Below are 20,712 nucleotides of genomic sequence, written 5' to 3' on the forward strand. Positions count from 1 at the left end.
TCGGATAACAAATCTTCATTTTGGTGGAAATCTACATTTTTGTAACACGGGGAGCGGGTGGTTTGGAAAAACCATTGCATTTCAAACCAATTTTTAGTAAGATGAATTTCTGTCTGATTTTTCAGTCTAATAATACAAAGGAGGTAACTGAACTTGAGTGAAAATAAGATTCAAAGTGCCTTTGCCACGGAGAAGCAGCAACTGGAAAAAATCGCTGCTGAGATCGACCACCAAATGGAACGATTAGAAAAAATCCCGAGGTATTTCGGGGATGATATTACTGAGCAGGTTCTTGATGACCGGCGAGAACAACACCGGAAAAATCTCATAATCGCAAGCCAAGAAGCGTTTTTCGGCCGTCTTGATTTTAAAGCAGATGAGAAAGATAAGCCTGAAGAGATTTACATAGGGAAGGTTGGGGTTTCAAAGGAATCAACTACCGAAATTCTTGTAGTCGATTGGCGTGCACCTGTTGCAAGTATGTTTTATACGTTCACCGGTGGAGAGGATGAAGCCTTTTATAATTCACCAGAAGGAAAAGTGGAAGGCGATATCTATTTGAAACGAAATGTTGTCATACGTAATCGTGAACTTCAACGTGTAGTCGATACATACGTTAAAGGTAGTGATGAAGCGGGAGGAACAGATGAGTTTTTGCTTTACCGGCTCGGTGATAAGAAAGACAACCGGCTCAGGGATATTGTCTCCACCATTCAAGCAGAGCAAAACCATATCATACGGGCTGAGAAAAATAAGCCATTGATCATTCAAGGAGTAGCCGGATCTGGAAAAACGACGGTTGCACTTCATCGCCTAGCTTACCTCCTCTATCATTATCGGGATTACCTGACTGCAAATCAGATGATCATTTTTGCTCCGAACAAAATGTTTTTAGATTATATATCAAATGTATTGCCTGAACTTGGAGTAGGGGGCATCCAACAAACGACATTCAATGATTGGGCGATTGAAGTCCTGGATGAATCAATCAAGGTACTGACAGACGCAACCGATCTTGAAGTACGATTTGCACCGACAAGTGACGAACTGGAAAAGGATGAGCTTCAATCAGGTCGACTAAAGGGATCACTTAAATATAAAGAAATCATTGAAGCAACCCTCGTGGACTTTGAAAATACGATGGTTCCCATTGATGATTTTGAAATCTGGGACGGATGTTCGATACGAGCTTCGGCGATCCTCAACTGGGCCAACGAAAATCGCAGCTTCCCAATTTCATCACGCCGGAATCGTGTTGTGAAACGATTAAAGTCTTGGATTGAGCAGCAGGTTGAAGCTATAATGCCTCATGAACGAAAAGAGCGTAAGAAACAGGCGAATAATCAACTGCGGTCCTATTTAAAGTCCTGGCCAGATTACACCGCTTTTTCATTTTATCAAGATCTATTTAAAAAAAGTAACCGTGATAAGTTTGCCGAATTGCTGAACGATTACCTTCCTGAGAAAATGATCGATCATACTCGCCGTAACCTATCAAAGAAAATCGTTTCGGCGGAGGATTTGCCAGCGATCTTATCGATCCATGCAAAGCTATTTGGGATTGATAAATCGTTTACGTATCAGCATATTGTCATTGACGAAGCGCAGGATTTTTCTCCTTTTCAAATTGAAGTATTGAAGTCCTATGCTAAAGAAAATTCGTTCACGATTTTAGGGGATATTTCTCAAGGGATCCATTCGTATAAAGGAATTGAACAGTGGCAGGAAATGATGGACGTGTTTGACGATAAACCGCCAGCCTATGTCCAGCTGAAACAAAGCTATCGTTCTACATTGGAAATCATCGAGTACGCAAACTGTATTTTACTCAATATGAAGCATACAGGTGGACTTGCCAAACCAGTCTTTCGTAGTGGTAAGCCTGTGAAGGAAATGAATCTCGACAAGAAGAATCGAGCTGCAACGATTGTCTCCATTTTAAAAGAAATTGAACGGTCTGACGTGAACAGCGTTGCAATTGTCGGGAGAACATCACAAGGATGCGAGGGACTCTACCAGGAATTAAAGGATCTTGGAGTTGAAGCTACATTAATAACGGCCGAACAAAATGATTATCGTGGTGGAATTTCGATCATCCCCGTCTATTTAACAAAAGGGTTGGAATTTGATGCGGTCATCATGAGTGATGTTGATTCGACCAATTATCGCTTCAATGAACAAGACGCTAAGCTTCTTTATGTAGGCTGTACACGTGCTCTGCATCAACTTTGGATTTTGTATGCTGGGGATCCAACACCCTTACTGAAAACAAAATAGCATTTAATAAAAAACCGTACTTCCGAGCTTAATTGCACTAGAGTACGGTTTTTGTCCAAGGATGATTTTACTTTCCACTAGAAAATGATAAACGTTTGATGAAGAATTTTAAGAGTGTACATTGTCTTAACTCTCCTTTGTAAAAATACCCATAACCGAAAATGAAAACGGCTTCAATACTGAAAATTCTAAAAATATTTTATTGTAACCGTTGTGTTTTTTCAAATAATTTCCTATAATCAAACTATGAAAACGATTTCATAGTTTCATTGAAGGGAGGAGTCCTATAAGTAGGGAACAATAATGGCGACGATATCAGATGTAGCAAAAAAAGCAGGCTTATCTCGTGCAACAGTATCAAGAGTAATTAACGAGCATCCATATGTAACTGAAAAGAAGAAGCAGCTAGTTAAGCAAGCGATGCGTGAGCTGCAATATGTTCCGAATTCATCTGCTCAGAAACTTCGAACACAACGAACAGAGACGATAGCCGTCTACGTTCCGAGGTTGACGAATCCGTTCTTCAGTCATGTCGTCGAGAAGATGGAAGAGGTTGCTGCAAAACAAGGCTTTCAGCTTTTGTTATGTCAAACAAGATATAACAAGCAACAAGAACTGAACTATTTGCGGATATTGCGAGGAAAACAGATAGACGGACTCATCCTCACATCAATGGAAAATCCTTGGTCAGAAGTTGAGCCTTATCTTGCTCAAGGTCCTATTGTTCTCTGTAATGAATATGACTATGATGCAACGGTTCCGATGGTGCATCTTGATCAAATTAAAGGTGGATATATCGGAACGAAGCACCTGATTGAGAAGGGCCACCGTTCTATCGTTTACTGTAGCTCCGAACCTGGTAAAAGCCGTGTTTCAACAGACAGGCAGCGAGGATACATACAAGCAATGAATGAAGCAGGAATAGCAATAAGACCGGAATGGATTTGTACAGATCAATTTACGATTGAGGGCGGGAAGCGTTTGTTTTACCAGATTAATCAACAAACAGATCGACCGACTGCCGTATTTACGGGTAGTGATGAGGTAGCAGCAGGGCTGATCCATGAGGCAAGAAAGAATGGATTACGAGTACCGGAAGATTTGGCGGTAATCGGTTTCGACGACCAGCCTCTCGCTGAGTTGATCGGGCTCACAACCGTCAAACAACCGAGCCAGCAGCTTGGAGAAACAGCAATGCATCTCATGTTCGATATGATCCGTCAAAAGAACAGGAAATCAGCAAAACGGATTGAATTAGAGTTTGAGTTGATTATACGTCGATCTACCTAAAATTTAAAAAGCTTAAGTCAAATTCTTTTATTTTTATAGGTTGTGAAATCGATATCATAATCCTAAAGGAGGATATTTATAATGAAAAAAGCAAAATGGATGAGTATTTTGTCATTATTGCTCGCTTTTACACTGATTCTATCAGCTTGTAATTCTGGTGGAGAAGAAGGAACTGAAAAGGAGAAAGAAGATACAGATACGAATAAAGAAGATACAGAAGAAGTTGTAACGATCACCTACGCGAAAGGTCAAGACGCGACAGGGGCAACACTGAAGATCATTGAAGCGTTTGAAAAAGAACATCCGAATATCAATGTGGAATTCAAGGAAATGCCGTCCGATTCCGGAGCACAGCATAATGCATATGTAACGGCTTTTAATGGAGAATCCGATGAAATTGACGTTGTGGACCTTGATGTCGTGTGGCCGGCAGAATTTGCACAGGCTGGATATGTTATGGCGCTTGACCGATTCATCCAAAAGGATGGGCTCGACATGAGCATGTATAACGAAGGGGCATTGAGTGCTGCTAACTTTAATGGAAAACAGTGGGCGCTGCCTAAATTCATCGATGCAGGAATGCTGTTTTACCGAACAGATCTAGTGAAGGAAGGCGAGGTTCCGAAGACGTGGGACGAGTTGGTCACGAAAGCTAAAGCACTTAAAGCGGAAGCAGGAACTGAGTTTGGATATTTGATGCAAGCGAAGCAATATGAAGGCCTTGTTTGTAACGCTGTTGAATTTATCGCTTCATACGGTGGTGCAATCGTCGATGAAAACGGGAAAGTGGTCGTCGATAGTGAGGATACGATTCAAGGGATCACGAAGCTTGTCGAAATCGCGAACGCTGATTTTGTACCGGAAAACATTACGACGTTCACAGAACCAGAATCACACACAGCATTCCTTGAAGGCAATTCACCGTTTATCCGTAACTGGCCATATCAGTATTCCCTGGCGAATGATGAAGAGCAATCTGAGATTGTAGGTAAAGTCGGAGTTGCTCCGCTTCCAGCAGGAGATGCTGGATCTGCTGCAACTCTTGGTGGATGGATGACCGCGATCAATGCAAATACCGATCAGCCAGAAGCAGCTTGGAAATTCTTGAAGTTCATGGCAGGTCCCGAAGGGCAAAAGATCAATGCAATCCACGGTAGTAAGGCTCCAACGATCCCATCACTATTTGAAGACGCGGAAGTCCTTGAAGCAAACCCGTTCTTTAAAGAAGAAGGGTTCGTAAATGCACTGAACAGCGCAGTTTCTCGTCCAGTAGTTCCGAACTATCCAGTAGTTTCTGAAGTGATTCAGATCCAAATTTCAAAAGCGATTGCTGGAGAAGTAACACCTGAACAGGCTGCGAAGAATATGCAAACGGAAATTGAAAAACTAATAAACTAAACGAACAATAATCATAGAAGCTGACTCGGACAAGTCGTTCAAGACCTCTCTTTCACTTTGGAGGACGTCGGGCATTGTGAAGAGTCAGCTTCAATTATGATATAGGAAAGTAAGTTCTCTTTAGAAAGGTGTGTCGATTGATGGAAGAGAACACAGCAAAAAAGAAAAAAAAGAAGCTTTCCGAACGGTCAGCTGCGTATTTGCTTATTGCTCCATCGCTCCTCTTGATACTCGTTATTGCGATTTGGCCTGTCCTTCAATCGTTTTACTTTTCTTTGTTTGATTTACGACTGAGCGATCCGACAAAATCGGAAGTTCATACATCTTATCAGATAGATTTAAAACGTTACTTGGATAATTATCCGTTTCTGCAAGGCTCGATCGATAAGGAGCTACGGAATACACAAGGGGAAACAGCTCAACAATTGAATTCGATTAAGGAACAGCTCAATCAATTGGATTCGTCATTAAGAGAAGACGAAGAGATTCAGGAGCGATACGAATCAATCAATGAAAAATTGATAAATATTGAACCGGTTTTAGATAAAGAATCACTGATCGAAATAGAACGGGATCGTGCGAAAGAGATTCAGGAAACAATCCAATCAATCTATCAAAATGTGAAGCAGTTAGAAGGTCTTGAGGATCCTGATGCTGTAAAGGGTTTAACCTCTGCACTCACAGATGTAGTCATCAAACCGAACTTCATCGGTTTAGATCATTATGTGAAGAATTTCATGGATAAACGAATGTGGATGGCGATTTGGAACACAGTCGTCTTTACAGTCGTGTCGGTTGCGATCGAACTGGTATTAGGTTTACTTATCGCACTGCTGATCAATAAAGCATTCTTTGGAAGAGGTTTAGTCCGTGCCTCAATCCTGATCCCATGGGCGATTCCTACCGTTGTTGCCGCAATGATGTGGAAATTCCTTTATGATGGCCAAAATGGGATTGTTGCTAAATTATTTGAAGAAATCGGGCTAGTGGATAGTATGGCAAGCTTATTGACGACGGATATAGGAGCGATGTTTTCTGTCATTTTTGCAGACGTCTGGAAAACAACGCCTTATATGGCATTGCTTCTGCTTGCAGGACTGCAGACGATTCCGAAAAGCCTTTATGAAGCAGCGGCGATCGACGGAGCAAACAAATGGAAACAATTTTTTACGATTACGCTTCCATTGTTGAAGTTAAGCATTTTAGTCGCATTATTGTTCCGGACGCTCGACGCATTCAGGGTATTTGATTTGATTTTTGTATTGACAGGCGGAGGACCAGCAAACTCAACCGAAACGATTTCCTTACTTGCGTATAAAGTCTTGTTCGCACAAACGAATTTTGGTGAAGGCTCTGCATTATCAGTTGTTGTGTTCATCTGTGTAGCGATCATTTCGATGCTTTACATTTCATTATTGGGCAGAGACCTTTTAGAGGACAAGAAATAGCGTGAGAAAGGATGTGAGTTGAGATGCAGAAGAAAGCTGGACCATGGTTTTATGTTGGCTTGTTCGTCTTTGTTTTTGTTGTCATGTTTCCATTTCTATGGGTTCTAATCAGCTCATTCAAGCCTGTTTCAGAATTGTTTGGAGACAAAGCATTTATACCATATACGTCCGACCCCACCTTCGATAATTACATGTCGGTCTTTGTAAACCATCCATTTATGACGTATTTGAAAAATAGTTTCATCGTGTCTGGTGCGACGACGATCTACACGGTGTTTATCGCAGCGTTTGCCGCTTATGCGATTGCCCGATTGCATTTCAGAGGGAAAACAGTGATTCTCGGACTGGTACTGTCCGTTTCGATGTTCCCGCAGGTTGCGACGATTTCACCAATCTACATTATTCTGAAAAACTTGGGGCTGACAAACAGCTATATTGGTCTGATCATTCCATATACGACAATAACATTGCCTTTGTCGATTTGGATCTTAGTGACCTTTTTCCGTAAAATTCCACACGATCTTGAAGAGGCTGCTAAAATTGACGGCGCATCTCTGATGCAAACGTATTGGCGTGTCATTTTTCCATTAGCGATACCTGGAATTTTTACGACAGCCATTCTCGTATTCATTGCGGCTTGGAATGAATTTCTGTTCGCTCTCGTTCTGAATACAGAGGAGGCGTATAAAACAGTGCCAGTAGGTATTGCGATGTTCCAGGGACAATTTACAATTCCTTGGGGGGAAATTTCAGCTGCGACTGTAGTTGTCACCGTTCCGCTAGTTATAATGGTCTTGTTCTTCCAGAAACGAATTGTTTCAGGTTTGACTTCGGGAGCAGTTAAGGAATAGAAACAGACTCCATTTGAGAAATCGGTGTAGAAGTCGAAAAGTAGATATGTTTATAAAGGATTAGGCTGACCCCATCATGTAGTACAGATGGGGTCAGCCTTTATGTTTTAGAGTGTTTAAATCCCTTAGATGCAAATGAGGTCTCATTTTGGTAATTGGTTACCAATTATCGTCATTGTGTTTCACTTCCGTTGGAGGAACTAAGTTTATCTTCTATACGTTTAATGAACATTTGAAAAATTACTGTTCCATTAAACTGGTTACAGAAACACTTTGTTTATTATTTGGTGCATTAAGGGGATGAATTGTAGCTATTCCATTTTGTTGATCCACGTGCTCGATATAAACACCTTCCCCATTATAGGTTACGTTGGCCGTCGTTGACGAAGAAGAAATTTCTTGTGCTCGTTGTGCATCCATTGAAGCCACCTCCTTTGAATTTCTACAGTACTAATATTTGTTCCGATTTACTCAGATATACTCTTTGTAATTAAACTTTTCTTAAGGTGAAGCAACTAGATAAATATAAGGCATTCGTGAAAACAAAACGATTTTCTGAAAATGATGTTGACAATAATTAGTTTTGTCAATTACGAATGACGTTCATATTATAGAAAGGAAGTATCAAACGGATCTTAGGGAGGTCACCTTTTGAAGGAGTATTTTTATAACTTGTGTGTCCAACACATGGAAAAACCGGTTGTAGTAAAAACTCACGATTATAAAGTCTATGTAGGTGTGATTAAAAATGTAGATTCTGAGAATGTTTATTTACAACCTTTCCAGGAACGAGAAGGACGTTTCTTTCCGGTTTTGGGTGCTGGACTCTTAGGTTTAGGTCTTGGAACGCTAGCTGGTGTAACGCTCTTTCGTCCATATCCATATTATCCTTACGGATACGGGTATGGATATGGATGGTAACCATTTTTGGTTACCATCTTTTTATTTTAAGACAGAAGGGTCACTATCAATCGCATAGTTCTATTGGTTTTTAGAGTGAGAAACTACGATTTACAGGTGGATCTGACGGAAGAAGCCGGATTGTCATGTAAACAATACTTACAATTGTAATGTTATTTTTCACCATCTTCTTAAATCCGCTTGATCGAGATGGCTTTTCTCATTTTCTTGATCGATTCCTGTGAAGTCTGTTTATTTTGCATCATCACATTAACATAGAGTGCATCAATGATACATAATTGAGCAATACGTGATGCGAGTGCCTCTGACCGGTAGTCGGTTTCCTCTGAGGTCGTATATAGTGGAACATCAACCTGTTGACTTAACGGTGATTTCGCCAGCGTCGTAATTCCGATCGTGTTCACGTTGTTTTCTTTTGCAACGTCGAGTACTTGTAAAATATCCTTGTTCGTCCCAGAATGGGAGATAAAAACAGCAGTATCATGCTCGGTCAGCTGTGATGCTGCCATTAGCTGCAGGTGAGAATCTGAATAGGCAGCTGTCTGAATCCCACTCCGTAAAAACTTATGGTGTGCATCCATCGCAATGACTCCAGAACCACCGTTACCATAAAACTCCACTTTTCCAGCATTCATCAGCATGTTGACTGCACGACGATAAGGCTCTTTATCTAATAGGTGAATCGTTTCCTCCAACGTCCGGATATTGGATTGGAACACTTTATGAGCTACTTCCTTTTCATTATCCATCTCACTGATCGTTTCATGAATGTCTTTCACAGGATTTACGATTTCAGATGCCAGAGCGATTTTCATCGCCTGATATCCTTTGAAACCGAGGCGTTTACAAAAGCGAAAAACTGTCGCCTCAGCAATATTCAAGTCATCAGCAATTTGGTTGATTGTTGAATGTATGATATGGTCCGGTTGATTCAAAATATAGTCTGCAATCTTCTTTTCTTTTTCACTGAATATTCCATAGGAAGAACGGATTCTTGATATACAGTGCATTGGTTTCGTTGATTTCAATGTTGGTGCTCCTCTCAACAAATCTCCTATAAACAGTATATACCATTCTAGTTACGAAAAAAAGTTTCATAAAGGCACTTGAAAAGAAAAAATATTTTTATATAATTAATGAAAAGGAAATAAAATTTCATAAGTGGAGGTTATTTCATGCAAATTGGTTTAGTTGGTCTCGGTAAAATGGGGTACAACCTTGCCTTGAATTTACTAGATCATGGACACCACGTGCACGCATTCGATGTAAACCAATCGACCTTAGAAAAACTTGGAAAGAAAGGAGGAGAAGGATTTCACTCACTGAAAGATCTTGTAAATAGTCTTGAGAAACCGCGGACTGTATGGGTCATGGTTCCTGCTGGAGAGGTTACTGAGACCGTTATTTCGGAATTAAAGGTATTACTGGACCCTGAAGACATCGTCATCGATGGGGGCAATACCAATTACAAAGAGTCAATGAAGCGATCAGCCAATTTTGAAGAAAATAACATTCATTTCTTGGATGTCGGTACAAGCGGCGGCATGAATGGTGCTCGAAACGGTGCCTGTATGATGATCGGTGGTAAGAAGGAAGCGTTTGAAAGACTTGAGATGGTTTTCCAAGATGTCAACGTTGAGAATGGTTACCTTTACACAGGTTCATCCGGAAGTGGTCACTTTTTAAAAATGATCCATAACGGAATCGAATATGGGATGATGCAAGCCATTGCAGAAGGGTTCGATATTCTTGAAAAAAGTCCATTCGATTATGACTATCAAGCAGTATCCAAAGTTTTCAACAACGGTTCTGTCATCCGCTCTTGGCTGATGGAGCTTACAGAGAACGCATTTGCGAAGGATCAACACCTGGATGAAATCAAAGGGATCATGCACTCATCAGGAGAGGGGAAATGGACGGTGGAGACGGCTCTTGAATTACAAGCTGCCGCGCCAGTCATAGCTTTATCCCTGATGATGAGGTACCGCTCGCTGGAGGAAGATACGTTTGCTGGGAAAGTGGTCGCTGCACTGCGGAATGAGTTCGGCGGACATGATGTCGTAAAAAAGTAATGGTTTAGGAAGAAATGGATATGTCAGGTGGATGTTGAATTCTAGTTACCTAATTAGGGACCATCATGATGAATGACTAATCTCAAGCAGGAGTTGGAAAACCTTGAAAATGACTTTTCGCTGGTATGGACAGAAGGATTCCGTAACACTTTCCAATATTCGTCAGATCCCGGGAGTGAAAGGAATCGTCTCTGCTATTTACGATATCCCAGTAGGCGAAGCATGGCCATATGAGAAAATCCTTGTCCTCAAAGAACAAATTGAAGAACACGGTTTAACCCTTGATGTTATTGAAAGCGTACCTGTCCATGAAGATATTAAATTAGGTCTAGAAACTCGGGATCATTACATACAAAATTACAAAACGACAATTAAAAACTTAGGCAGAGCAAGTATTCCGGTCGTTTGTTATAACTTTATGCCGGTGTTTGACTGGACCCGTTCGTCTCTGGATCATGAGCTTCCCGATGGATCGACCTGTTTAACCTTTGATGAGAAAATAGTAGAAAGAATGGACCCTCAATCCGGGGAACTACCACTTCCTGGTTGGGATACGAGCTATAAAAAAGAGGATCTTATAAGGCTTTTTGGACAGTATGAATTGGTATCTGAAGAGGATCTATGGGGTAATTTGGAGTATTTTATCCGAGAAGTCCTACCCGTCGCTGAGAAGTCCAATGTCAAAATGGCCATACATCCGGATGACCCACCGTGGTCATTTTTCAGGCTGCCTCGCATTATTACGAATAAGCAAAATCTAGAACGATTTTTAAAGATCTATGATAGCCCGTATAACGGATTGTGTTTATGTAGTGGTTCCCTCGGTGCAAATCTGAAAAACAATTTTTCGGAAATGGTTCGCTCGTTCGGGAAAGTGGGACGAGTAAACTTCATACATGCCCGTAATGTAAAAATAATCGGTGAAAAATCTTTTCAGGAATCCTCACATTGCAGTGAGGACGGCTCCTTGGATATGTATGAAATTATTCGAGCGTTGCGTGATATCAATTATGACGGGCCAATTCGTCCAGACCACGGACGTATGATATGGGGAGAAGAAGGAAAACCAGGGTATGGCTTATATGACCGAGCCCTCGGAGCCACTTACCTAAATGGCATGTGGGAGGCTTTGACAAAAGAATTGAAGAGGGAAGACTAGGTTACTTGATTACCAGGTATGAAAAAATAATTTTTCCTTAGTTGGCATTTAAGAAAAAATATTTATTGTTATTTTGATGAAAATAGCATAAAATGAAGGCGTTATCAGATAATTTTAATTTTTCAAAAAAGGAGGAAGTTGCTGTGAAAAAGGGTATTAAGGGTTTAATCAAAATGGTTGGCCCCCTTGCGTTAGTTACAATTATGAGTTCTTTGCTGGTCGGCTGCTCGGACTCAGGTTCTTCAGGTGAAGGAGATGACAAGGTAACTGAAATTCGGGTAGTGACTGCGAATCATCCATGGACAGAAGCCATTGAAAAGGAACTGTCAGCATTCGAAAAGGAAACCGGCATCAAGGTCAAGATCGACAGCTATTTTGAGGATCAGCTTACACAAAAAACCTCTGTAGAATTCGCATCACATTCAGATGACATTGATGTTGTAATGTTCCGCCCCCTCCAGGATGGAAAAATGTTTCACAAAAATGGCTATTTTGCTAGTTTGAATGATTACGCTAAGAAAGACAATTTCACAGAAGACTTTATTCCAGCGGCTCTCGGAAGCGTGAAAGCTGGAGACGAATTATTCGGATTGCCGCTCGTTACTGAAACGGAAGTTTTATATTATCGGAAAGACCTGTTAGAAAAAGCCGGTTTAGATGTTCCGAAAACATTGGAAGAGCTTGAAGATGCTGCAAAAATACTCCATGATCCTGAAAATGGAATTGCTGGATTTGTTGCTCGCGGTAAGCGTGCTGCTGCAGTTACTCAGTTCTCCAGCTTCCTATACGGCTTTGGCGGAGATTTCATCGAAAACGATAAATCTGTCATTGCTACTCCTGAAGCCATTGAAGCGTTTGAATACTATGGTAACCTGCTCAAGAATTATGGACCCAAAGGAACACTCAATATGAGCTGGCCAGAAGCAATGGCTGTATTCACCCAAGGTAAAGCGGCCTTCTACACTGACGCTTCTTCCCTCTTTTCAAACGCTACTGACCCATCAAAATCGCAGGTAGCGGATAAAGTCGGTTTCGCTCCATTCCCGGCTGGGCCAGATGGAGCACATCCATATAACGTCACATCTTGGGCGCTTGGTATCGGTGCTAACTCCAATAAGAAAGACGCTGCTTGGGAATTCATTCATTGGGCATTAAGTAAAGAAATGGTTGAAAAGCTTCAAGCTGAAGGGAATCCGGGCGCACGTATTTCTGTTTGGAATTCACCGGAAGGTACGGCAATGTTCCCTGAAGATCTAGCGGCTGCGATTGCGGCTAATGGTAAAGCAGATGGAAAGCCTTATGACCGTCCACTTGTCATTAACGTTGGTAAAGCTCGTGACACCATTGGTGATGTAATCATTGCTGCGCAACAAGGAAAAGACGTGAAAGCAGCTGCAGAAAAAGCGGACAAAGCGTTCCAGGAACTACTAGATAAAGAGAATAAGTAATAGGTAGTCATCAATAGTTTTGATGAAATCGGCTTTCGGTGTACCAGCTAAGTCCTTTTTTAGATGCCGAAAGCCGGTTGCCTTTACATAGGTGTAAGTATTGATCATTTCTTGAATGTTGCTATGAATTTAATGCCTGACAGCCTGAATTTCACCTGGAACACATGCTTAAAGGAATATCACCGGGTTAGGAGGAAAAATAAGCATGATAAACTGGATTGATCGGAACATCAAGTGGGTTTTTACGATGCCTGCTGTCATTTTTGTTGCGTTAATGATGGTCTTGCCTGTCGGTTATACATTTTGGCTAAGCTTCCACAACTGGAATATGTCAAATATAGACCCGCCATTATGGGTAGCATTTAAAAACTATCAGGTTTTATTCAATGATCCTCTATTTATAAAATCACTGTGGCTTATGCTTTATTTTACGGTTGCATCGGTACTTATTGAAACGATTTTAGGTATCGGCCTGGCAATCATGATGAATCAGCATTTTATTGGAAAGGGCCTGGTCAAGACATTATTCTTGTTGCCGATGGTGGCGACACCCGTAGCGGTAGGTTTGGTTTGGGTCCTTATTTATGAACCGAATATCGGTATTGCAAACGTGTTTTTAAATAAGCTTGGATTGCCTGGTCTTGAGTGGTTGACCTCACCTGATCTTGTCATGCCTTCATTGATTTTGATCGATGTATGGGAATGGACACCGATGATTGCTTTGATTGTTCTGGCGGGGCTTGTTTCTCTTCCAAGGGATCCCTTTGAAGCAGCGATGATTGATGGGGCGAATTCCTGGCAAACTTTCTGGAAAATTACGCTTCCTTTATTGAAGCCGACGATTTATTCCGCCGTCTTGTTGAGGATGATCGATGCATTGAAAACCTTCGATATCATCTATGCCACCACGCAGGGTGGTCCGGGTACTGCATCACAGACGATCAACATCTATGGTTATGTCTTAGGCTTCCAATATTTCAAAATTGGTCAGGCTTCAGCTTTACTTATGGTGTTTTTCCTCATAGTCCTATCGATTAGTATCTTTACTATTCTCTTAAGAAAGAGAGCGGGGGTCAGTTTATGAGTGGAAGAAAACAAAAACCATTTAAAATCACAGTCACTCATATTGGTGTCTATTTATCTTTAATACTATTCTTGCTGCCGTTTCTATGGATGATCTTAGCCTCCTTTAAAACACAAGTGCAAATCCTTAATACAGAAAACATTTTTTCTATCACTGCAAATTTAGATAACTATATTAGTGTATTTGAAGAATACGCCTTCCTCAAATTTATTATCAACAGTTTTATCGTCGGCATATTATCAACTTTTTTCGGTCTCGTGCTAGGCTTGCCTGCCGCTTATGCGATTGCAAAATACAAGCAGGAAGGACTTGGACTCTTAATCCTTGTCGCAAGAATTGTACCAGGGATCTCGTTTCTGATCCCATGGTTTATCATCTTTTCAAGAATGCAGTTGATCGACACGTATACAGCACTGATTTTAAGTCATATGCTTGTGACCATGCCGTTCATCGTATGGGTCATGATTCCATTTTTTGAAGGACTGCCGTCTGCACTTGAGGAATCTGCCCGTATTGACGGATGTACGATTCCATCAGCCTTTATTCGAATCATTTTACCGATCTCCGGACCTGGCATCATTACATCCACCATTTTGGCTTTCATTTTCTCATGGAATAACTTTATGTTCTCCATCATTTTGGCTGGTGAGAAGACAAAGACTTTACCAATTGCTGTCTTTAATTTCCTATCTTATTCGGAAATCAACTGGGGAGGTTTGATGGCAGCTTCCGTGATCATTACTGCGCCGGTTCTTATTTTGGCACTCTTTGCCCAGCGGTATATCATTGCTGGCTTGACGGGTGGTAGTGTTAAAGGTTAGTCGTTTTCGTACTTAAAATAGACTGTAGTCTACAAATCTATGTACAATTGAATAGTAAAAAAATAACGGAGATTCATGCGATAGGAGAGATACGATGAAAATCACCAAGCTGACATTATATAAAGTTCCTCCTCGCTGGTTGTTTCTTAAAATCGATACGGATAGCGGTATAACAGGATGGGGTGAACCCATTGTTGAAGGACGTGCAAGCACGGTAGAGGCATGTGTTCAAGAATTGAGCGATTATTTGATTGGGAAAGATCCGTTACGTATCGAGGATCACTTTCAGGTCCTTTACCGTGGAGGTTTCTACCGAGGGGGCCCGATTCTAACAAGTGCGATTTCTGGCATAGAGCAAGCATTATGGGATATTAAAGGGAAATACTATAATATGCCAGTTTACGAGATGCTTGGAGGTGCAGCTCGAGATAAAATTCGTGTATACTCCTGGATCGGCGGTGATCGTCCGAGCGATGTGGCACAGGCTGCAAAAGAAAAGCTAGACGCTGGTTTTACTGCGGTTAAAATGAATGCTACTGAAGAATTGGATTATATTGATACGGGTTCAAAAGTTGAAGCAGTGATTAACAGCGTCGCTTCAGTTCGGGAAGTTGTTGGAAAGGACTTTGGGATTGGCATTGATTTTCACGGCCGTGTACATAAAACAATGGCAAAAATTCTTGTGAGAGAGTTAGAGCCATACCGACCAATGTTTATCGAGGAACCAGTTCTGCCGGAAAATAATGAAGCTTTGCGCGAAATTGCCCGCTATACGACAACTCCAATCGCAACTGGTGAAAGACAGTACACGAGATGGGGGTTCAAGCAGATCTTGATGGACGGTTATGTTGATATCATTCAGCCTGATGTCTCCCATGCTGGTGGCATCTTGGAGCTGAAAAAAATCGCTGCGATGGCAGAAGCCTTTGATGTGTCGGTTGCACCTCATTGTCCGCTTGGACCCATTGCTTTAGCTTCATGTCTTCAGCTTGATGCATGTACCCCGAATTCGATCATTCAGGAACAAAGCCTCGGCATACATTATAATAAGGGAAAAGACTTGCTTGATTACCTCAAGAATCCAGGGGTGTTCAAATATAAGGATGGTTATGTCAACATACCAGAAGGACCGGGGCTCGGTATAGAGGTTGATGAAGAACGCGTCAAAGAAATGGCGAAGATCGGGCATGATTGGAAAAACCCGATATGGCGCAATAAAGATGGAAGCATTGCAGAATGGTAATAAGATAAAGGTGGAATGAATGATGGATGTCATCACTTTTGGAGAATCAATGGTACTGTTCAGTCCGATGAAGACAGGCCGACTAAGATACATTAGTCAGTTTGAAAAAACGATAGGAGGAGCAGAATCCAACGTGGCCATCGCTCTTGCAAGGCTTGGGTATCAGGTCAGTTGGGTCAGTCGATTGGGTGATGATGAGTTCGGTCTTTTCGTTCGTAATTTCATCCGGGGCGAAGGAGTGGACACAAGCTTAGTCACCTTTGATCCTGATCACCCCACGGGTGTTTTTTTCAAAGAGCGGCATGAAGAAGGCGATCCAAAGGTTTATTATTATCGTACAGGATCGGCCGCCAGTTATATGAATCGTAGTCATTTAAGTGAAAGTGACATTGCGGGCGCTAAGATTCTGCACATCACAGGTATTACAGCTGCGCTCAGTCATTCCTGTCGAGAGTTGATTCATTATGCGATAGATATTGCGAAAGAGAATGATGTAACCGTTGTTTTTGACCCGAACATCCGGCTTAAGCTATGGTCCGAAAATGAGGCTCGTTCTGAACTGATGTCCATCGCAGGTAAGTGTGATATCGTATTACCAGGTCTGGAGGAAGGGCGCTTACTTACAGCGAAAACGGAACCTGAGGACATATCTGAAAGCCTTATATCTATTGGAGCAAAGGCTGTTGTTGTGAAGCTAGGGGCAAAGGGAGCCTATTACCATACATCGGATAGCTGCGAATTCATTGAAGGATGTAAGGTCGGTCATGTGGTAGATACCATTGGGGCGGGGGATGGTTTTGCCGCTGGTTTCATATCTGGGGTTATTCGGAACTGGACCTATCGGGAGGCTGTGAAACTTGGTAACCGGGTGGGTGCTTCTGCTGTCACGGTGACCGGAGACGTAGAAGGCTATCCATATTGGTCAGAAATTGTTCCTGATCGTTCGAAGGACATTTTAAGATAAGAAGCACAGAGATGGGGGAAATGTAAGAAATGCTGCCCAAAGTAGAATTACTGCAAAAAATAGAAGACGGAGGCATCATTGCGGTTGTTCGCCGGGTGCCGGAAAATGTCGTCCAACAAGTTGCAGAGAGTCTCATTGAAGGTGGGGTCACAGCACTTGAAGTGACTGTCGATTCACCGAATGTATACCGTTCCATCGAAAAGCTCGCAAACCGATTGGGAGACCGAGCGCTCGTCGGAGCAGGGACTGTTTTGGATAGTGAGTCCGCCTGGCAAGCCATTAGTGCAGGAGCCGAATTTGTCTTTAGCCCAAGCCTTTCAGAGGATATCATTCGAACGGCTCTCCGGTATGGTAAAATCGCCATTCCGGGCGTCATGACGCCAACCGAAATGATTAGAGCAATGGAATGGGGAGCAGACATGGTCAAGCTGTTCCCTGCCGGTACTCTTGGGCCGAAGTATTTGAAGGATGTCAAGGGACCGTTTCCTCACATTCCTGTTATACCGACAGGAGGGGTGAACCTGGATAACATCGATTCCTTTATTGAGGCTGGCGCTGTTGCTGTAGGAATTGGCGTCAGCTTGGTTGATACAAAGGATATCGAATCAGGTAACTTTAACAAGATTAGAACCAACGCTTCTTTATATGTTGAAGCAGTGAAAACGGCACGCGAGAGACATATATAGTAAATATGAGGTTCACACTCATAGATGATAATGAAGTATTCGAGCTGAAAGGACGTTTTTCATGCAACGAGAACGATATATTGGTGTGGATATCGGAACGACCAGTACGAAAGCTGCTATGTACGATGGAAGTGGCGCACTTCTTGCCCAGCATCATGTAGAGTACCCATTGTACAGGCCGGAAGTATCAGCAGCAGAACAAGATCCAGAGGAAATCTTCCAGTCGGTCGTCACCTCGGTACGTGCAACGATTGAAAAAAGCGGAGTATCAAATCGTCAGGTTGGATTTGTTTCTTTCAGTTCAGCGATGCATACGTTAATCGCCCTCGACGAAGAAGGATATCCGCTCACGAAATGCATAACGTGGGCAGATTCACGAAGTGCGAAATGGGCAGACCGATTAAGGGCTTCACCTGAAGGACACGAAATTTACCGTAGAACAGGGACGCCTACCCATCCGATGTTGCCGCTGACAAAGTTGATGTGGCTACAGGAAGAATATCCGGAAACGTTTCAAAAAGCTGTCAAATTCGTTTCCATAAAAGAGTACGTCTTTTATCGATTATTTGAAGAATACGTCATAGACTACTCCATTGCATCAGCGACAGGATTATTTGAGCTGGAAAAATTGGCGTGGGATATGGAGGCACTTGTAACAGCTGGAATTACTGCGGATCAATTGTCAAAACCTGTACCGACTACAGCGATATTAACTGGGCTTTCTGAAATGTATGCCGATGCAATGGGGTTGGCACCTGATACACCGTTTATCATCGGGGCGAGTGATGGGGTGCTGTCCAATCTGGGCGTCAATGCAATCGAACCTGGTACTGTCGCAGTAACGATCGGTACAAGCGGTGCAATCCGGACAGCAGCGGATCGCCCAATAACAGATCCTAAGGGCCGTACATTCTGCTATGTATTGACGGAAGACCTCTGGATCATCGGCGGGCCTGTCAACAATGGCGGCATGACATTCAAATGGCTGCGGGATCAATTGTGCTCGTCCGAGGCTGAATCTGCAATAAGGATCGGTGTCGACCCTTATAAAATGCTGACCGACATTGCTTCACGTGTCCGGCCTGGTTCTGATGGATTGTTGTTCCATCCGTATCTGAGTGGGGAGCGTGCCCCGTTATGGAATGCGAAGGCGAGGGGTTCTTTTTTCGGACTTGCGTTGCACCATCAGAAGGAGCATTTGATCCGTGCGGTTCTTGAAGGGGTTATTTTCAACCTGCATTCGGTCATGCTGACCCTGGAGGAATTGATCGGAAAGCCGAGTCGGATTCAAGCGACTGGCGGATTCGCACAATCTGGTTTGTGGAGGCAAATGTTAACGGACATTTTCAACCAGGAGGTGTACGTACCGGAAAGTCATGAAAGCTCGTGCTTAGGGGCTGTGATATTAGGGTTGTATGCACAAGGGAAGATTGATTCGTTGCAGCACGCTTCCTCGATGGTTGGCTCCGTACATCATCATACTCCGAACCCGGAAAATGTAAAGCTTTATAAGGAACTAATGTCGATTTTTATCCGGATTTCAAGGAAATTGGAAGAAGAATATACAGCAATTGCAGACTTTCAAAGGAAACACGTTCAATAAAAAAGTAAAAGGGGCTGAAACTCGTCAGTTCCTCTTTAATCGTTCAAGTTACACGTCAAAAATATGTGTTACACGAGAAAAAAACGGATTACACGAGAAAAATCCGAGTTACGCGAGAAAAATCTGAGTTACACGAGAAAAATCCGAGTTACGCGAGAAACCTCCATTTTCCCTCTAAATTAAAGGCCGTAAACACTTCCACAATAAATAAGAATTTGCACTTACAACTTGAATTTTTCATCAATTATATAAAACTTCAAGAAGACTGAAATAATTTGAAGAGATTTCTCTTTTGAGTCAGCCCCTTTTTTTAGCAGAAAGGAATGGAGTGTGCCACAAAAATGTGACTTCCAGCACCCAGCCACTCAGGCCACTTCAGATCCACATATATTCATTTCGCAGATTATTTTGCTGTTTCGCAGATGATTTCCTCATTTCGCAGTTATTTTCAGATTTTAGCAGTTAAATCTCAAATTTCGCAGTAATCTAAAAGCGCCATACCAACAAAAAGGAGATTCGGCGCCTTTAAAACCGTTTTTATTTATGAAATGAGCTAAAATCCACAAGTTGGGCTTTATAAAGGTAATACTTCAGCACTCAAAGGTAAACTTCGGCACACTAAAGTAAACCGATGCTGTGTTAGTAGAACTTGATGTGGGAATTCTATACAATGGAGGAAAGCGTAAATGGAAAGGGTGAAACCAATGAAAGTAACGGTTGTCGGATGCTGGGGTGGTTTCCCAAAGGTAAAAGAAGCGACATCTGGATACCTCATCCAAGAAGAAGGCTTTAATTTACTTGTGGACTGTGGAAGTGGTGTGCTTTCACAGCTTCAATCTTACATAGGGATAGATAGCATCGATGCGGTACTACTCTCTCATTATCATCATGACCACATTGCCGATATCGGTCCACTTCAATTTGCAAGACTCGTGAAATCGCAGACGGGTGAAGAGCAGCTTCCTGAGCTACCGGTTTATGGACATCGCTTTAATGAAACAGAATTTCAACGTCTTACCTATAAAACCTACACGAAAGGTGAGGAGTACAATCCGGCCTTATCGATCATGGTCGGTCCATTTAAGGTCTCCTTTTTACAAACGAAGCACCCGGTTCCTTGCTATGCAATGTTAATAGAAGGAAAGGAAAGTAAAGTAGTTTATACAGCGGATTCTGCCTATCAAGATTCGTTCGTCTCATTTTGCCATGGGTCAGATCTTCTCTTATGTGAGTGTAATTTGTACAAGGGAATGGACGGAACAAGCATCGGCCACATGACGAGTGAAGATGCTGGCCGGCTAGCTAGTGAAGCCAACGTTGGGAAACTCATTCTAACGCACCTCCCACACTTTGGTGAAGTCGAACAATTGGTAGTCCAAGCCAAAGAACACTATAATGGGGATGTCGAACTAGCATCATCTGGTCTCGTCTGGGAAAAAGAATGATG

At 42.3% G+C, this 20,712-nt stretch carries 18 protein-coding genes; 16 read left to right on the forward strand and 2 right to left on the reverse strand.

Going from position 1 to position 20,712, the window contains the following annotated elements:
• Positions 1-168 precede the first annotated feature (168 nt).
• The 5 genes from MOJ78_RS04195 to MOJ78_RS04215 all read left to right on the forward strand — a co-directional run bounded on the left by MOJ78_RS04195 (position 169) and on the right by MOJ78_RS04215 (position 7,264).
• A complete protein-coding gene (locus MOJ78_RS04195) occupies positions 169-2,277 on the forward strand; it encodes a HelD family protein (RefSeq protein WP_304981178.1) in 2,109 nt (702 codons plus the stop codon).
• A 303-nt stretch (positions 2,278-2,580) separates the two neighbouring features.
• The gene (locus MOJ78_RS04200; protein WP_304979960.1) at positions 2,581-3,567 is read left to right on the forward strand and encodes a LacI family DNA-binding transcriptional regulator; all 987 of its coding nucleotides are present in this window, start codon (positions 2,581-2,583) and stop codon (positions 3,565-3,567) included.
• A gap of 81 nt (positions 3,568-3,648) precedes the next feature.
• Positions 3,649-4,965 carry an ABC transporter substrate-binding protein gene (locus MOJ78_RS04205; RefSeq protein WP_304979961.1) on the forward strand — a complete coding sequence of 439 codons (1,317 nt, stop codon included), beginning with the start codon at positions 3,649-3,651 and terminating at the stop codon, positions 4,963-4,965.
• Positions 4,966-5,105: 140 nt separating this feature from the next.
• A complete protein-coding gene (locus tag MOJ78_RS04210) occupies positions 5,106-6,413 on the forward strand; it encodes an ABC transporter permease subunit (protein WP_304979962.1) in 1,308 nt (435 codons plus the stop codon).
• A 23-nt stretch (positions 6,414-6,436) separates the two neighbouring features.
• Positions 6,437-7,264 carry a carbohydrate ABC transporter permease gene (locus tag MOJ78_RS04215; protein ID WP_304979963.1) on the forward strand — a complete coding sequence of 276 codons (828 nt, stop codon included), beginning with the start codon at positions 6,437-6,439 and terminating at the stop codon, positions 7,262-7,264.
• A gap of 240 nt (positions 7,265-7,504) precedes the next feature.
• Here MOJ78_RS04215 and MOJ78_RS04220 read toward each other — a convergent pair whose 3' ends face one another.
• Positions 7,505-7,684 carry a small acid-soluble spore protein H gene (locus MOJ78_RS04220; RefSeq protein WP_304979964.1) on the reverse strand — a complete coding sequence of 60 codons (180 nt, stop codon included), beginning with the start codon at positions 7,682-7,684 and terminating at the stop codon, positions 7,505-7,507.
• Positions 7,685-7,915: 231 nt separating this feature from the next.
• On the opposite strand from MOJ78_RS04220, the gene MOJ78_RS04225 reads away from it, so the two are divergent.
• On the forward strand, positions 7,916-8,185 hold the full coding sequence (locus MOJ78_RS04225) for a hypothetical protein (RefSeq protein ID WP_304979965.1): 270 nt from the start codon (positions 7,916-7,918) through the stop codon (positions 8,183-8,185).
• A 170-nt stretch (positions 8,186-8,355) separates the two neighbouring features.
• On the opposite strand, the gene MOJ78_RS04230 is transcribed toward MOJ78_RS04225, so the two are convergent.
• On the reverse strand, positions 8,356-9,195 hold the full coding sequence (locus MOJ78_RS04230; protein ID WP_304981179.1) for a MurR/RpiR family transcriptional regulator: 840 nt from the start codon (positions 9,193-9,195) through the stop codon (positions 8,356-8,358).
• A gap of 165 nt (positions 9,196-9,360) precedes the next feature.
• Between MOJ78_RS04230 and gnd the strand changes: the two genes are divergently transcribed.
• From gnd to MOJ78_RS04280, 10 genes are all read left to right on the forward strand, one after another.
• Positions 9,361-10,257, forward strand: coding sequence for a phosphogluconate dehydrogenase (NAD(+)-dependent, decarboxylating) (gnd, locus tag MOJ78_RS04235; RefSeq protein ID WP_304979966.1), 897 nt, complete (start codon positions 9,361-9,363; stop codon positions 10,255-10,257).
• A gap of 103 nt (positions 10,258-10,360) precedes the next feature.
• Complete coding sequence (locus MOJ78_RS04240) at positions 10,361-11,416, forward strand: mannonate dehydratase (RefSeq protein ID WP_304979967.1); 1,056 nt, start codon at positions 10,361-10,363, stop codon at positions 11,414-11,416.
• A gap of 143 nt (positions 11,417-11,559) precedes the next feature.
• Positions 11,560-12,864 (forward strand): ABC transporter substrate-binding protein, encoded by a 1,305-nt coding sequence (locus tag MOJ78_RS04245; RefSeq protein ID WP_304979968.1) that lies wholly within the window; start codon positions 11,560-11,562, stop codon positions 12,862-12,864.
• Positions 12,865-13,069: 205 nt separating this feature from the next.
• Positions 13,070-13,948 (forward strand): carbohydrate ABC transporter permease, encoded by an 879-nt coding sequence (locus MOJ78_RS04250; protein ID WP_304979969.1) that lies wholly within the window; start codon positions 13,070-13,072, stop codon positions 13,946-13,948.
• Complete coding sequence (locus MOJ78_RS04255; protein ID WP_304979970.1) at positions 13,945-14,769, forward strand: carbohydrate ABC transporter permease; 825 nt, start codon at positions 13,945-13,947, stop codon at positions 14,767-14,769. Before MOJ78_RS04250 ends, MOJ78_RS04255 begins: the two co-directional genes overlap by 4 nt.
• Before the next feature lie 94 nt (positions 14,770-14,863).
• A complete protein-coding gene (gene dgoD, locus MOJ78_RS04260) occupies positions 14,864-16,012 on the forward strand; it encodes a galactonate dehydratase (RefSeq protein WP_304979971.1) in 1,149 nt (382 codons plus the stop codon).
• Between the two features lie 19 nt (positions 16,013-16,031).
• Entirely contained in the window at positions 16,032-16,976 is a 945-nt protein-coding gene (locus tag MOJ78_RS04265) for a sugar kinase (protein WP_370529764.1), read from the forward strand.
• Positions 16,977-17,005: 29 nt separating this feature from the next.
• The gene (locus tag MOJ78_RS04270; protein WP_304979972.1) at positions 17,006-17,662 is read left to right on the forward strand and encodes a bifunctional 4-hydroxy-2-oxoglutarate aldolase/2-dehydro-3-deoxy-phosphogluconate aldolase; all 657 of its coding nucleotides are present in this window, start codon (positions 17,006-17,008) and stop codon (positions 17,660-17,662) included.
• 61 nt (positions 17,663-17,723) lie between these two features.
• Positions 17,724-19,265, forward strand: coding sequence for a gluconokinase (gene gntK, locus MOJ78_RS04275; protein ID WP_304979973.1), 1,542 nt, complete (start codon positions 17,724-17,726; stop codon positions 19,263-19,265).
• A 704-nt stretch (positions 19,266-19,969) separates the two neighbouring features.
• Positions 19,970-20,710 (forward strand): MBL fold metallo-hydrolase, encoded by a 741-nt coding sequence (locus MOJ78_RS04280; protein WP_304981181.1) that lies wholly within the window; start codon positions 19,970-19,972, stop codon positions 20,708-20,710.
• Positions 20,711-20,712: the final 2 nt, after the last annotated feature.

The organism is Alkalihalobacillus sp. AL-G (genome assembly GCF_030643805.1).
In the GTDB taxonomy this organism is placed as follows: Bacteria; Bacillota; Bacilli; order Bacillales; family Fictibacillaceae; genus Pseudalkalibacillus.